The sequence below is a fragment of the Motiliproteus sp. MSK22-1 genome, assembly GCF_001968815.1.
Lineage (GTDB): Bacteria > Pseudomonadota > Gammaproteobacteria > Pseudomonadales > Balneatricaceae > Motiliproteus.
This window is the reverse complement of sequence record NZ_MIEQ01000073.1, coordinates 42,961-56,430: the sequence shown is the minus strand read 5'-3', so window position 1 is coordinate 56,430 and position 13,470 is coordinate 42,961. Positions and strand designations below refer to the sequence as shown.

Below are 13,470 nucleotides of genomic sequence, written 5' to 3'. Positions count from 1 at the left end.
CTGTACCGGATCTAAGATCTGCTAAACCGAGTGTTAGCTAAGGAATCTGCAAAAATAATGGACCTGTTCGACACTTCCCTAAATCCAGCAGCTAACAGGGTTAAATACTTATGACCTGATTGCGACCTTGTGCTTTCGCGCTGTACAGGGCTGAATCTGCTCTTGCTATAATATCATCCGCTGTAAGATCGCTTGCACTAAGTTCTGTTACTCCGATACTGACAGTGTAAGTGACTTTTTGGCCGGCGCTTTCCAGTGTTGAAGATTCAATGGCTTGGCGAATTCGTTCTGCCAGGGCGTCGGCATCCTCCTGAGCTGTTTGTGGCAGGCAAATTGCGAATTCTTCACCTCCGATACGACCAATAATGTCCGTCTCTCTAATCATTTCTCTGCAAAGGTTGCAGAGTTCGCATAATGCCGTGTCTCCGCAGGCATGACCATAAGTATCATTAATTTGTTTAAAGTGGTCAGCATCGAGTAACAATATCGAAAGACTGGCGTTATAGCGACGGGCGCGGTTTAGCTCTTTCTCAACCAGCTCCCAGAAATAGCGCCTATTAAAGACATTGGTGAGGGGATCGGAGATTGCCAGCTCCTGCAGCGCGAGAGTTCGAGTGCGTAGTTTCAGCATATTCCTGACCCGTGCCCGTAGTTCAAATTCGTCTACAGGACGTGACAGGAAATCATTTGCACCGGCTTCAAGGGCTTCTCGTAGTATTGCCCTTTCGTTGACTGCAGTAATCATAACAATTGGGACCTCATCAAACTCAGGCTGCTTCCTCAGGCGTTGTATAAATTCGATGCCGTTAATTTTTGGCATGAGGTAATCAACCAAGATGAAGTCTGGAACGCTTTTGTCACAGGCACCCAGTGCTTCTTCAGGGTCTGTGAAGGTGGTTGTGAACAGTCCTGGAATTTCTGACAGATACCCAGTCAGCAATTTTCCATTCATGGGGGTATCGTCAACAATTAGCAGATTCATTCTCGTCCCTCTTCGGGCGATTGTCGGTATGTTGTCCAAGATGCTGAAGGCGGTATCTGTCTATTTCAGTATCGATCATCTTCTGACTAGATACCAGTAATTGAATCAAGGGGTCGGCTTGGTCAAATAGCTGCTCGATACTAGCCATTTCAATGCCTTTGCATAACTTACTAATTTTACTGAAATTCAGCTCTCTTGCTGCACCTAGCAGGCTGTGACTTACCATTCTTAACTCAGGACCCTGTTGGTTGGCATTGAGTAGTGGTAATTGTTCAATTGCAGAATGGATCTGAGACTTTATATCGACTAATACTTCTTCCAGCAAAGCATCACCGATGGATATCCTTAACTCATTTAATTTTTCTGTATTGATCCAGGTGTCAAATGTTGGTGACTTTCTGCTTATTGTTCTGTCCCGTACTGGTTTTTTGAGGAATACATCGGAGTGTCTCTGAGTGGCTTTGCTAAGCGCCAATCTCAACTGTTCATGTTTGAAAGGCTTTGATAGAAAAGCTATAGCTCCTGTTTCCAGACTACGCTCTCGAGTTTGTGTAATAGCATCTGCAGACAACATGATAATGGGGGTATTACATTTGGGTGGTTGTAATGTCCTAATAGCTTCCATTACCTCCAGTCCACTCATTTTAGGCATGTGGTTGTCCATCAAAACCACGTCATAAGTATAGGCTGCTATTTTTTCCAGCGCCTTCTGTCCATTGTCAACCGGCTCTACCTGGTGACCGTCAGCCGACAGTAACTCCTGAGCTATTTTCCGATTAACGTCATTGTCTTCAGCGAGTAATATACGGAGTGGTGTGAGTTTCTGGGGGGCGGGTGCTGAAGCAGGCATCAGTTCAGTCCCTGCTTCCGGATTGCACTCAATAACTGGGAAGGGAATACGAAGCCAGAACAGGCTGCCTTTTCCCGGTGAACTTTCTACACCAATTTCGCCGTGCATTAATCGTAGAAGCTTGGTGCAAATCGAAAGCCCAAGACCTGTTCCACCAATATTTGATGTAGTTATGCTTTCGACCTGGACAAAAGGTTCAAAGATTTCTTTTTGCTGTCGTTCCGACAAGCCAATACCCGTATCGCGAATCTCAATACGGATATTTACCAGGCTGTTGTCAATTCCATCAACGCTTACCGCAATACTTACCTTTCCTGTAGAGGTGAACTTAATTGCGTTGCCCACAATGTTGAGAATGATTTGCTGTATCCGTGTCGCGTCGCCCAAAATAAATTGGGGAACATCCTCTGAAATATGTTCTTCAAGGGAGAGATTCTTTTCTTCCGCGCGGCTTTGCATCAGGGCCAGGGAGGATTTAATGAGCTGGGATATTGAAATGGGTTCCTGTTGTAATTCCAGCTGTCCCGCTTCAATTTTCGACAAATCCAGTACATCATTTATGATTTCGGTCAGTAGCTTAGCTGAGTCGTCGATTATTGATAAGGTTTCTCTTTGCTTTGGAGACAGATCCGGATCTTGGGCCAGGACCTGCAGCATACCCTGTACTCCGTGTAATGGTGTGCGTATTTCATGACTCATAGTGGCAAGAAATACGGATTTGGCATGGGTGGCCTGTTCAGCCAAAAGCTTCGCTCTGACTAAGTCTTTCTGTATGACTTCCTTCTCCCTGATTTCTGTTTCCAGATCAATTGTGCGTCGTTTTACACGTTCCTCAAGTTCTTCTTTGGCCTGAATGAGTTGTTGCTCCATAGCCTGGCGACGGTCAAGGCTATGGCGGTGAGCACTTAGAAAATCCCGTGCCCGGGTGATAATTAATCCGATTTCGTCGTTTTTATGTATACCTGCATCAGGTAATTCGTCTGGTGACGGAGACTCCGGCTTTACTTTTAGCCAAGCGTTGCTGAGGAGGTTCAAAGGCTTGGTTATATGTAAGTAGAAGAAGGCGAACACGATTAGCGCAAGGACTACCGCTCTGAGGACTCCAAAAAGTAATGCTGCCAGTGAGCGATTTACGAATGATATACCGATGGGGTATGGATCTACGTGAACCGTCAGTATACCAACATCGGGCTGAATAAGATCAGTTTTGGTCAGCTTGATTTTATGCTCTCGAAGTGTGCCAAACAGTGATCTGGACAGCCACTCGTAATGGGGTTTTTGGATCGTCCTTTGTTTTGCGATCAGCGGTTCTGAAAACTGATCACTACCCAGGTAACCGTCAATTTGAACGAATACAAATGGTTCGTATTCAAACATCCCCGCGGCGACTTCGTTTGCTAAATTAGGGTCCAGGTGGAAGGCTGCTTCAGCGGCTGTCTGCTTCATAATACTGAGAGTTTGTAAGGATGTACGAGAGAGATCCTCTTTTTGTTGCAGGTAGTCAACATAAATCTGGATACTGCTAAACAGCAGACCAAGTCCAAGAGCACAGATAACGACAAATCGGGCTTGTCTGTATGCGATGCGTTTTTTTAATGGTATATCTGTGTCTGTATCAGCCATATTAAGTCTTGGATATTAAATTATTTATACCGGTTGTGAATTTTCTGGTAAGTCCCGTCCTGCTTTAACTCAGAGAGACCTTTGTTGAAAAGATTGAGAAGGTTTTCTGCTTCAGGATACTGTTTGCTGATACAAATGTGGTAGGGCCTCCCCTCTAACACGTTGAAGGATTTAAGTTTATCAGCAATTCCCATTTGTTGAGCAAAGTAGAAGGTTGCTTCTTTCGGGGCCATAAAGGCATCAATAACCCCAGCGGTAAGATCTCGTAACAACAGCTTGTCACTCCTATAGGTTTTATAGGGCATGTTTTCTTTTTCCAGATACTTGTTGGTCGCATAATTGAGAACGCCACCGAATCTAAGATTTTTTGCTTTAGCGAGAGAGGTTAGTTCCGGTCCTTGGTAATCGGCCCGGACAATGATGGCGACCGTTGCAAAACTAATCGGATCTGAGAAATAAAACAAAGGTTCTCTGGACTTGGTTTTGGCGCAGGTTATAAGGCCTGCGGAAAGCCCTTTTGCTGCGATGATCGAAGCTCTTTTCCACGGTAGAAACTGGACCTTGATGTCAGTTGATACCCTTTTGTAAGCGGCAAGAATAACATCCACATCAAATCCCTGCTGGTCGATGGTTCCGCTGGCTATATCATAAGGGGGGTAATCGGAGGCCATAAAAATGGCGGATTGCCGGGTTGTCTGAGAATCTCCGTAGCTAATGCCTGATATCAGCAGTAGCAGGGCCCCCGCAAAAGTCGTCAGAATACGCATGTCACCACCCTCCACAGTTATTGGAATAAGCTGAATCACATGTTGTCTATATGACACTCGTTTGTGTTTTTTCCTGATATTGTCGGCCATACAAAGACGTTGAAGATCTACCTAAGACTAGCTCAAGATAGGCACAAGGGGAGGATATGTAGTGTTTGCTGCGGTTGAGGTGGTCTGGACCAAGCTTAAAAATTGAACAAATGGCGCCTTGTTTTCCTGGATGAAGTTAAACAGATCCCCGATACAGTCGTATCCGAGTGACTGCCAGCGGCGCATGGCGTCGCTGGTGTTTTAAATTTAAAAGGTTTTAATAAAGTGCTTTCTCATCCCGTACCACTTCTTTCAGCAACTGAATAAATAAAGTGTCTGCGTCGCTGTGCTCTGCCGGGATTTTGATATTCGTGGTATCGCTGATTTTCTGAGATATGAGATGATCTGCATCTTCTTCGTCAATCAGTTCCCGCGTAATTGCTAAGGATTGATTAACAATTTCCGGTTCAATGAGAACCTTCTTGATAAATATTCGTAGCTCTTCAATGATGCGATCGCGATTTCGGACATCGATGGCGGTCATTGCATTCCCTCTCAAGTTAACAGTCTATTAAGCCTAATATAAACCAGAATCTATGGTTGCCCTAGTATTTCCTTAATCCGGCCGCTATCAATGAACACTATCAATGAACAAGTTACCTATTGCCTGAAATTCGGCCTGATCGCTTAAGAGTACCCTAAATAAGAGCATAGGCGGCTTGACAGAATAAGTTTTTCCACGTATTGATAGGGCATTAATTGTCTAGGGATTTTAAGTAGTGACTGAATTAACCAACAACACAGCTTTTCAAGGCCTGGGCGCAGAGCGTCTGGTAGGTTCTGCTGTGTCTGCTCTTTTGGTTGATGTCGTCCTAGTGGTGATTAGCGAGGGCCGTCATCGCGTAAATGCCTAACGCAGACGGTCCAGAGAAAAAGGAGGCATATGCCTCCTTTTTTTATGCCTGATTTTTGTGTCTGAATTGTAGAAATCTTTTCGGCCATAGATTTGGAAGTGTAAAAAGAAGTTGTATGGAGGATGAAAAGGACGAGTAAGGCCGAGGGCGTATTGAACAAGAGGGGGGATGATGTCAAAATTGGCGCCCTTGTTTATCGGCAGTAGTTCGCATAGGAAACCCCTGGCGGCTACATTACTGATTTAGGCTGCACCGAAGCTTATTTCACTCAATTGATCGGACGGCTTTGAAGAGCATTACCCATGTCTGATGTACGCCCTGAACGTCTTGCTGTCTCCTGGTTAAGCGGTTTCAGAACCTGTTTAGCTGTTCGATTTCTGGAAAATATTACCTTTCCAGTTATTGAGAGTGAGTGAGCGCGTTCCTATTCATTGTGAAATTTTTTGGTTCAGCGGATTTATCCCGCTAAAAATTACTGAGGGTGAGATAAGTGGAATTACTTTCCGGCGCAGATATGGTTGCCCGCTCTTTGGCCGACGAGGGTGTTGAATACATCTACGGCTATCCGGGCGGCGCGTTGCTGCATATTTATGATGCGCTTTTTCAGCAAGAGAAGATCGAGCACATATTGGTGCGCCATGAACAGGCTGCAACACATATGGCTGACGCTTACGCTCGAGCTACAGGAAAGCCTGGAGTTGTATTGGTTACCTCCGGCCCTGGCGCGACCAATGCGGTAACGGGGATTGCAACAGCCTATATGGATTCAATTCCAATGGTGGTTATCAGTGGTCAGGTCATGAGTCATCTGATTGGTGAAGATGCATTCCAGGAGTGTGACATGGTTGGTATCACCCGCCCTGTTGTGAAGCACAATATGAGCGTGAAATCTCCAGAAGAGATTCCCCATATATTGAAAAAAGCATTCTATATTGCTTCATCTGGTCGTCCAGGACCTGTTGTGGTCGATATCCCAAAAGACATGACTACACCTACGGAACGTTACGAGTACAGCTATCCCAAGTCAATCAAGATGCGTTCTTACAATCCGGTTACCCGGGGACATAGTGGCCAGATCAAAAAGGCAGTTGAGTTACTGTTGAAAGCAAAGCGTCCTGTCATATTGGCTGGTGGAGGCGTTATTCACGCTAATGCCTCCGAGCAACTGACAGAATTAGCGCGAATACTCAAATATCCCGTGGTTAACACGTTGATGGGATTGGGCACTTATCCTGGTACTGACAAGCAGTTCCTGGGGATGCCTGGTATGCATGGTAGTGTTGAAGCCAACCTGGCAATGCACCACAGCGATTTAATCCTGAACCTGGGGTCTCGACTGGATGATCGAATTACCAATGCGACTGAAAAGTTCTGCCCTACAGCAAAACTCATTCATGTTGATATAGATCCTTCATCAATTTCGAAAATTATCGCCGCTGACGTTCCTATTGTCGGTCCGTTAGATGCCGTTCTGAATGAAATGCTGAAACTGGTTAAGGCAAGTTCCATTGAGTTGGACGAAGAGGCTCATGAGTCGTGGTGGCAGCAGATTGATGAGTGGAGAGGCCGTCACGGTGGTCGCTACCGTACTGATGATTCGGAGTTGATGAAGCCTCAGCAGGTCGTTGAAGCTCTTTGCAGGATCACTAAAGGTGATGCTTATATTTGTTCTGATGTTGGTCAGCACCAGATGTTTGCCGCGCAATACTACAAGTTTAACAAGCCCCGGCGTTGGTTGAACTCTGGCGGTCTTGGAACGATGGGTTTTGGCTTGCCGGCAGCAATGGGTGTAAAACTGAACTTCCCTGATGAAGAAGTGGTATGTATTACGGGTGAAGGTAGTATCCAGATGAATATTCAGGAACTTTCTACCTGTGCTCAATATAATCTGCCAGTGAAAATTCTGTGCCTCAATAACCAATCGTTGGGAATGGTTCGTCAGTGGCAAGATTTGAACTACGAAAGTCGCCACTCTTCTTCCTATATGGAATCTCTGCCAGATTTTAAGAAACTAGCCGAATCCTATGGCCACGTTGGTATTGAAATCAAGCGTTTGGAAGATTTGGAAAGTGGTTTAAAAGAAGCGTTTGCGATGAAAGACCGATTGGTGTTTATCAACGTCCATGTTGATCCTTTTGAACATGTGTATCCGATGCAGGTGCCTAAGGCATCTATGCGCGATATGTGGCTAAGCAAGACGGAGAGAACTTAACCATGCGTCACATCATTTCTGTATTGATGGAAAACGAGGCCGGAGCTCTGTCCCGCGTTGTTGGCCTGTTCGCACAGCGTAATTACAATATCGAGTCATTGACAGTTGCCCCCACAGAAGACGAAACCCTGTCTCGTTTGACTCTGACCACTATTGGTAATGATCGTGTAATCGAGCAGATTACCAAGCATCTGAATAAACTGATCGAAGTGGTCAAGCTGGTCGATCTTACCGAAGGTGATCACATTGAGCGTGAGCTCATGCTAATTAAGGTTAAGGCCCAGGGTAACCAGCGGGCGGAAATCGTTCGTAATGTGGAGATCTTCCGTGGTCAGATCGTTGACGTTTCTGCTTCGTTTTATACGGTACAGCTGACGGGCTCCAGTGATAAATTAGATGCTTTTATCGAAGTCATTGAATCGGTGAATATTCTGGAAGTGGTGCGTACCGGCGTGTCCGGTATATCCCGTGGTGAAAAAGTACTCAGCCTCTGAATATATAATCATCTTCAACGGGATATCCCTTCTTAAAATATATTAACGATGTTTTGATTAAGCCGGTTGCCTATCGCAACCGGTTTTTTTATGCCTGCTAAAGTTGATACGAAATTTCTCAGAACCATGATTTCTTTCCCGTAACAGCTCCTGTTGCTTTCGGTTTTATACAGTACTGGCAACCGAGGCAGGTACATTTGCCATTTCCTGTTGTGCCCTACCGCTGTTCGTCCAGGCGCCAATCTGGTGCAAGAGTATTGCTACTATTAACATTTCTAATAGTTGGCCTTCGGGGTAACTAATGGTATTTGCAGGTTTTTTTCCCTCCCCCTAGTATCGGTTTGCATAGCCGGTATAAATTGGCTGGGCTCTGAATGGAATCGTAACAGCCTTATTGTGACTGATTAATTGGTTTGTAAAGTCATCGGCATACAGGGAGCTTGCCCCTACTGGGCTCAGTCAATGAAATAATAACAGGAGGCGCCATGCCCCATGCAATAAAGCTATATGTGCGCTACGTCGACGCGATAAATCGACGCATCGGGCGCGTTGTCATGTATATGATTTTCGCCATGATGGGTATTTTGCTGTATTCATCAATCACTAAAACTTTCTTCTTACCCTCGCTCTGGACATTAGAGACTGCACAGTTCTTTATGGTGGGGTATTTCATCCTGGGTGGTGCCTATTCGCTGCAGCTCGGTGCTCACGTCCGCATGGATTTACTGTATGGCTCCTGGCGAGATAGTACCAAGGCTTGGGTCGATCTATTTACCGTCCTTTTTCTTATTTTTTATCTTTGTATTTTGCTCTACGGCGGCTATTCCAGTACCGAGTATGCGATCCAGTACGGTGAGCGGAGTTATTCATCCTGGCGTCCTTATATGGCGCCCATCAAAATAATTATGTGTATCGGTATTTTCCTCATGCTCCTGCAAGCCATCGCCGAGTTCTTTAAGGATATTGCCAAGCTGCGTGGGAGCGAATTATGAGCTATGAACTTATCGCGCTATTGATGTTCTCGTCGATGATGCTGATGTTATTGACAGGACAGCGGGTGTTTGCGGCGATAGGCATCGTTGCGGTTGTTGCTTCTCTGCTGCTATGGGGAGACGGTGGTTCAGAGATCGCTTTCAGTGCGGCAATCAAGTTGATGAAGTGGTACCCCTTGTTAACATTGCCGCTATTTATCTATATGGGATATATGTTGTCGGAATCCGGTCTTGCCGATGATCTGTACGATATGTTTCATGTTTGGATGGGACCGCTGAATGGTGGTTTAGCCATAGGAACAATTGGTCTGATGGTTGTTGTCTCTGCGATGAACGGCCTAAGTGTGGCTGGTATGGCTATCGGTGCCAGTATCGCACTGCCGGAACTGTTGAGACGCGGCTATGACAAGATTATGGTTACTGGCGTCATACAGGCGGGCAGTTCTCTTGGGATACTGGTACCACCCAGTGTCGTTCTAGTCCTTTACGGGATGATTGCACGTCAACCGGTTGGACAGTTATGGATGGCTGGGGTTTTCCCCGGCTTGATGATGGCAACGCTGTTTGTTCTTTATGTTGTGATCCGGTGTAAGCTGCAACCTGATTTGGGACCTGCGCTGTCAAAGGAAGAGCGAGATGTTCCTTTGAGAGAGAAACTCAGGTTATTGCAAGCCGGTATTGTTCCGCTGTTCATTTTCTTCTCCATGACTGGATTATTCCTGATGGGAGTCACCAGTTTGGTTGAGAGTTCTGCCGTTGGAGCGGTTGCGGCGACTGTTGCTGCTCTGGTTAAAAAGCGTCTGAATCGAAAAGTCCTGGAAGAAACCGTACGCAAGACATTGGCAATTTCCTGCATGTTTATGTGGATCATTTTAGCTGCATTGTGTTTTGGTGCGGTGTTTGATGGTCTCGGAGCAGTCAAAGCCATTGAGGCCCTGTTTGTTGATCGCCTGGGATTGAGCCCTTGGGAAATCCTGATATTAATGCAGCTATCTTATCTGATTATGGGTACCTTTCTGGACGACACAGCAATGTTGGTGATTGTTGCTCCTTTGTACATCCCATTAGTCGGTGCCCTTGGATTTGATCTTGTTTGGTATGGCGTTCTTTACACCATTACCTGTCAGGTTGCTTATATGACTCCACCGTTTGGATATAACCTCTTCCTGATGCGGGCAATGGCTCCTCCCGAAGTGACACTTGTGGATATTTACCGTTCAGTCATTCCTTTTGTCATGATTATGGTACTTGCGCTTGTTCTGGTAATGATTTTCCCGCAAATCGCACTGTGGTTACCGGAGAATTTTTACGCTCGATAAGATTTAGAGGGCTAAGTGTTCAGAGCTTATTCAAGAAACTATTCGAGATAGTCAGGCCTGGATCAGGCTAACAATGGAGGAGTCACAATATTACTGAAATGAGCATAATGAAAACCAAGCTGTAGCAGTTTATTTTTTAACATAACCTGAACCCATTCCCGACCTCTTTCGAGCGGGATCGTTGTCAGCGGAGAGAATAAAAATGACTAATAGACGTGATTTCCTTAAAAAGGCAGGTGTTGCCGGTGTTGCGGCTGGAACCGCAATAGTGGGCGCTCCAGCTGTCCATGCCAAGTCGACAATCAAGTGGCGATTGCAAACCTATGCAGGACCTTCGTTGGGTGAGCATGTGATCAAACCCGCTATTGATGCCTTTAATAAAGCGGCCAATGGTGAGATGGAGATCGAGCTGTTTTATGCGGACCAGCTGGTACCTACCGGCGAATTGTTCAGGGCTATGCAGCGAGGCACAATTGATGCGGTTCAGTCTGATGATGATTCAATCGCAGCCCCGGTTGATGTATCAGTATTTGGTGGCTATTTTCCTTTTGGCACCCGCTATAGTCTTGATGTCCCGGTCTTGTTCAATCAGTACGGTCTAAAGGAAATCTGGGAAGAAGCCTATGATGAGGTTGAAGGTGTTAAATGGCTGAGTGCCGGTGCCTGGGATCCTTGCCACTTTGCTACAGTGGAACCCATTCGCAGTCTTGCTGATCTCAAAGGTAAGCGTGTCTTTACCTTCCCAACAGCGGGTCGATTCCTGTCGCGCTTCGGTGTGATTCCGGTAACTTTGCCTTGGGAAGATATTGAAGTGGCGGTGCAGACCGGTGAGCTGGATGGTATTGCCTGGTCGGGTATTACCGAGGACTACACTGTCGGTTGGGCTGATGTGACCAAATACTTCCTCACCAACAATATTTCAGGGGCATGGTGTGGTTCATTTTTTGCCAATTCCGAACGTTGGGAGGAATTGCCGGATCATTTGAAGACGCTGTTCCGTCTTTGTATGGATAGCTCCCATTATTATCGTCAGCACTGGTATTGGGGTGGTGAAGCGAAACTTAGAACGGCTGGTAGTAAGTTGGAGCTCACTTCTATTCCTGATGAAGAGTGGGCCAAGGTCGAAGCTGAAGCGCTGAAGTTCTGGGATGAGGTTGCTGAAGAAAGTGATCGAAGCGCCAGAGTGGTCAAAATCCTGAAGGAATATAACGCAACGATGGATAAAGCCGGTCGTCCTTACCGTTACGGTTAATAACCGTCTGGTATCAATACCAGACCAGCTAAGACCGGACCAGCGTCTGGGTTTATGATTCAGTCGCTGGCCTTATAGTAACCCCTGAAGTGAATCCTGCAGGCTATCTGAATCATGTCCTGAAATATAAGACCGTTGTACATCTTATCGTGGTGATTGGAGTCAGGCAATTAGGGTTCTTATGCCTAAGAACCCTAACGATCTTTTAACTGTGACCAAAGTGCGTGAATTAAAGGGTTTTTAAGTTTCTTTTCCTGTGCGCAAAGTCCGACCTTATAAGCTTCTAAAGTTGGTTTGATATCCAGAATTTGTACGTTTTCTGCTAATGGGCTGTTATCCAGGACAATGCTGGGCACAACTCCCACCCCAAGACCCAGGCTAACCATACTGACAATCGCTTCATGGCCGGCAACCTGTGCATAGATGTGAGGCTTTACCTTTTTCTCACGAAACCATCGGTCCACCCGTTTACGGGCAAGCCCTTCCTCTGAAAGAATCATAGGGATATTAGCCCAATCGTTTGCTGAGATAGGTAATTGGGTGAGTTCGGATAGGGAGGAACCCTCTTTCGGAGCGATAAAGACCAGGGGGGATACGGCTATTAGTTTAAAGGCCATTCCGTGAGGAAGTTGATCGGGTCGTGCTGCAATTGATATGTCTTCATCGCCAGCCATGACTCGGGGAATTGCACGAGCGTGGTCTCCGGTATGAAGCTTTATTTCTATTTGAGGGTGGTTTATCCGAAATTCACTGAGGATATCATATAGAAAGCTGTAGCTTGCAGTGACCGAACAGAAAATACTAACCTCTCCTTGTAGCTGTTGGCTCTTGGCATGCAAGGTATTGCGAAGAACATCCCATTGCATCAGAGAATCCCTTGCATACTGTAAAAACAAGGCTCCTTCCCGGGTTAAAGTAACACTACGGTTATCTCTTTCAAATAATTTTATATCCAGAGAGTCTTCCAGTTGCTTAATACAGCGACTGAGAGTGGAGGGGCTGATATGGCAGATCTCACTGGCACGGCCAAAGTGCAAAGTTTCAGCGAGGGCGATAAACTGCTTAAGGGGCCTGATATCCATTTGTCACTCAACCATTACTTTTAAGTCCAACCCTAAAGTAGAACTACTGATGTTGTTTAAGGAGTCGTTTTGATATATGAAATACTTCCCGATATATATATCATTTTAAGCAACAGAAGGCAGGAGTTTGATTGATTTACATATAGGTGTTTAACAAATCCTCTCTTGTGTTTAATATTCTCATCTTGAACACTGGAACCATTTTCTGGTTTGCTCAATATTGCAGGGAATTACTATGAACGAACAGGCGGAACTCAATGATTTTCGGTTAAAGCTATATTGGTACGCTGGTCTGCTGGCGTTGCCAGTTATTGTGATTGTGTTACTGGCAAACGTAGATCCACACAAAAACCTCCGTTTTAATGAAGTACTGGAACTACGTCAGCAGCTAAATGCGCAGAATGTTGGACAGGAGGTGATCGCTTACCTGGACAAAACAGGAGGGCAGAATATCTCCTCGGAGCAATTGGAGCAATTGCGGCCAGCTCAAGGAGAAGAACTTTTCTTCATGTTATCCAGTGCGAAATACAGCGAGAAACTGCAAGAAAAAATGAAAGAAGCCTATATGGATGGCTACATTAGCCAGGCGGAAGCTGACAGTTACCAGGCGTTGGCTACGGTTGAGTTGAGTAGCAGGGAAGTAATGAAGCAATTTGGATTCTAAAAGAGTGGCTATGCTGTTTGCAGAGGCTATTTGTTGCTAAAGAAAGAAACCACTGTTCCTGTATTGGATTGGCTGGTGTTAACGCTTTTCTTCTTCTGGCTCTATTGCACTGATAGGGTCAATCCTTATAGTATTACTGCTGTCTTGTCGGGGTTCCTGCTTATTAAAAAGTGGGATGAGAGGTGGAAGCACCAACCCGCGAACCTGATCCGGTTAATACCGGCGTAGGAAACAAGATTTCAGGCTGCAGTCCCGTATCGTACTGTGCCGGAAACCTCCCTCCAGGCAA

Annotated in this window: 12 protein-coding genes and 1 riboswitch; of the genes, 7 read left to right on the top strand and 5 right to left on the bottom strand. The window is 45.7% G+C overall.

What is annotated here, in order from left to right; genetic code table 11:
* Positions 1 to 100: 100 nt before the first annotated feature.
* The 4 genes from BGP75_RS21005 to BGP75_RS20990 form a co-directional block, all read right to left on the bottom strand.
* Entirely contained in the window at positions 101 to 982 is an 882-nt protein-coding gene (locus BGP75_RS21005) for a diguanylate cyclase (protein WP_076720853.1), read from the bottom strand.
* Positions 963 to 3,455, bottom strand: coding sequence for an ATP-binding protein (locus tag BGP75_RS21000; protein WP_076720850.1), 2,493 nt, complete (start codon positions 3,453 to 3,455; stop codon positions 963 to 965). Before BGP75_RS21000 ends, BGP75_RS21005 begins: the two co-directional genes overlap by 20 nt.
* A 20-nt stretch (positions 3,456 to 3,475) precedes the next feature.
* A complete protein-coding gene (locus BGP75_RS20995) occupies positions 3,476 to 4,279 on the bottom strand; it encodes an ABC transporter substrate-binding protein (protein WP_158070150.1) in 804 nt (267 codons plus the stop codon).
* A gap of 250 nt (positions 4,280 to 4,529) precedes the next feature.
* Positions 4,530 to 4,796 carry a hypothetical protein gene (locus BGP75_RS20990; RefSeq protein WP_076720848.1) on the bottom strand — a complete coding sequence of 89 codons (267 nt, stop codon included), beginning with the start codon at positions 4,794 to 4,796 and terminating at the stop codon, positions 4,530 to 4,532.
* Positions 4,797 to 5,031: 235 nt separating this feature from the next.
* Here BGP75_RS20990 and BGP75_RS27610 point away from each other — a divergent pair, with 235 nt between their 5' ends.
* From BGP75_RS27610 to BGP75_RS20965, 6 genes are all read left to right on the top strand, one after another.
* Complete coding sequence (locus tag BGP75_RS27610) at positions 5,032 to 5,166, top strand: hypothetical protein (RefSeq protein WP_255395952.1); 135 nt, start codon at positions 5,032 to 5,034, stop codon at positions 5,164 to 5,166.
* 490 nt (positions 5,167 to 5,656) lie between these two features.
* Entirely contained in the window at positions 5,657 to 7,378 is a 1,722-nt protein-coding gene (locus tag BGP75_RS20985) for an acetolactate synthase 3 large subunit (RefSeq protein WP_076720847.1), read from the top strand.
* 2 nt (positions 7,379 to 7,380) lie between these two features.
* Positions 7,381 to 7,872 (top strand): acetolactate synthase small subunit, encoded by a 492-nt coding sequence (gene ilvN, locus BGP75_RS20980; protein WP_076720846.1) that lies wholly within the window; start codon positions 7,381 to 7,383, stop codon positions 7,870 to 7,872.
* Between the two features lie 485 nt (positions 7,873 to 8,357).
* A complete protein-coding gene (locus BGP75_RS20975) occupies positions 8,358 to 8,864 on the top strand; it encodes a TRAP transporter small permease subunit (RefSeq protein WP_076720845.1) in 507 nt (168 codons plus the stop codon).
* Complete coding sequence (locus BGP75_RS20970; RefSeq protein WP_076720844.1) at positions 8,861 to 10,183, top strand: TRAP transporter large permease subunit; 1,323 nt, start codon at positions 8,861 to 8,863, stop codon at positions 10,181 to 10,183. Before BGP75_RS20975 ends, BGP75_RS20970 begins: the two co-directional genes overlap by 4 nt.
* A gap of 202 nt (positions 10,184 to 10,385) precedes the next feature.
* Positions 10,386 to 11,435 carry a twin-arginine translocation signal domain-containing protein gene (locus BGP75_RS20965; protein WP_076720843.1) on the top strand — a complete coding sequence of 350 codons (1,050 nt, stop codon included), beginning with the start codon at positions 10,386 to 10,388 and terminating at the stop codon, positions 11,433 to 11,435.
* A 194-nt stretch (positions 11,436 to 11,629) separates the two neighbouring features.
* Here BGP75_RS20965 and ilvY read toward each other — a convergent pair whose 3' ends face one another.
* Positions 11,630 to 12,517: an HTH-type transcriptional activator IlvY gene (gene ilvY, locus BGP75_RS20960; RefSeq protein WP_076720842.1), complete on the bottom strand. Its 888-nt coding sequence runs from the start codon at positions 12,515 to 12,517 to the stop codon at positions 11,630 to 11,632.
* A gap of 235 nt (positions 12,518 to 12,752) precedes the next feature.
* On the opposite strand from ilvY, the gene BGP75_RS20955 reads away from it, so the two are divergent.
* Positions 12,753 to 13,181, top strand: a complete 429-nt coding sequence (locus tag BGP75_RS20955; protein WP_076720841.1) for a hypothetical protein — start codon at positions 12,753 to 12,755, stop codon at positions 13,179 to 13,181.
* Positions 13,182 to 13,319: 138 nt separating this feature from the next.
* Positions 13,320 to 13,429, top strand: a riboswitch (TPP riboswitch).
* Positions 13,430 to 13,470 lie beyond the last annotated feature (41 nt).

Bases quoted from the DNA above. Each gene is read 5' to 3' on its own strand.
- BGP75_RS21005 (WP_076720853.1), bottom strand. From the start codon at position 982: ATGAATCTGCTAATTGTTGACGATACCCCCATGAATGGAAAATTGCTG.
- BGP75_RS21000 (WP_076720850.1), bottom strand. From the start codon at position 3,455: ATGGCTGATACAGACACAGATATACCATTAAAAAAACGCATCGCATAC.
- BGP75_RS20990 (WP_076720848.1), bottom strand. From the start codon at position 4,796: ATGACCGCCATCGATGTCCGAAATCGCGATCGCATCATTGAAGAGCTA.
- ilvN (WP_076720846.1), top strand. From the start codon at position 7,381: ATGCGTCACATCATTTCTGTATTGATGGAAAACGAGGCCGGAGCTCTG.
- BGP75_RS20975 (WP_076720845.1), top strand. From the start codon at position 8,358: ATGCCCCATGCAATAAAGCTATATGTGCGCTACGTCGACGCGATAAAT.
- BGP75_RS20970 (WP_076720844.1), top strand. From the start codon at position 8,861: ATGAGCTATGAACTTATCGCGCTATTGATGTTCTCGTCGATGATGCTG.
- BGP75_RS20965 (WP_076720843.1), top strand. From the start codon at position 10,386: ATGACTAATAGACGTGATTTCCTTAAAAAGGCAGGTGTTGCCGGTGTT.
- ilvY (WP_076720842.1), bottom strand. From the start codon at position 12,517: ATGGATATCAGGCCCCTTAAGCAGTTTATCGCCCTCGCTGAAACTTTG.
- BGP75_RS20955 (WP_076720841.1), top strand. From the start codon at position 12,753: ATGAACGAACAGGCGGAACTCAATGATTTTCGGTTAAAGCTATATTGG.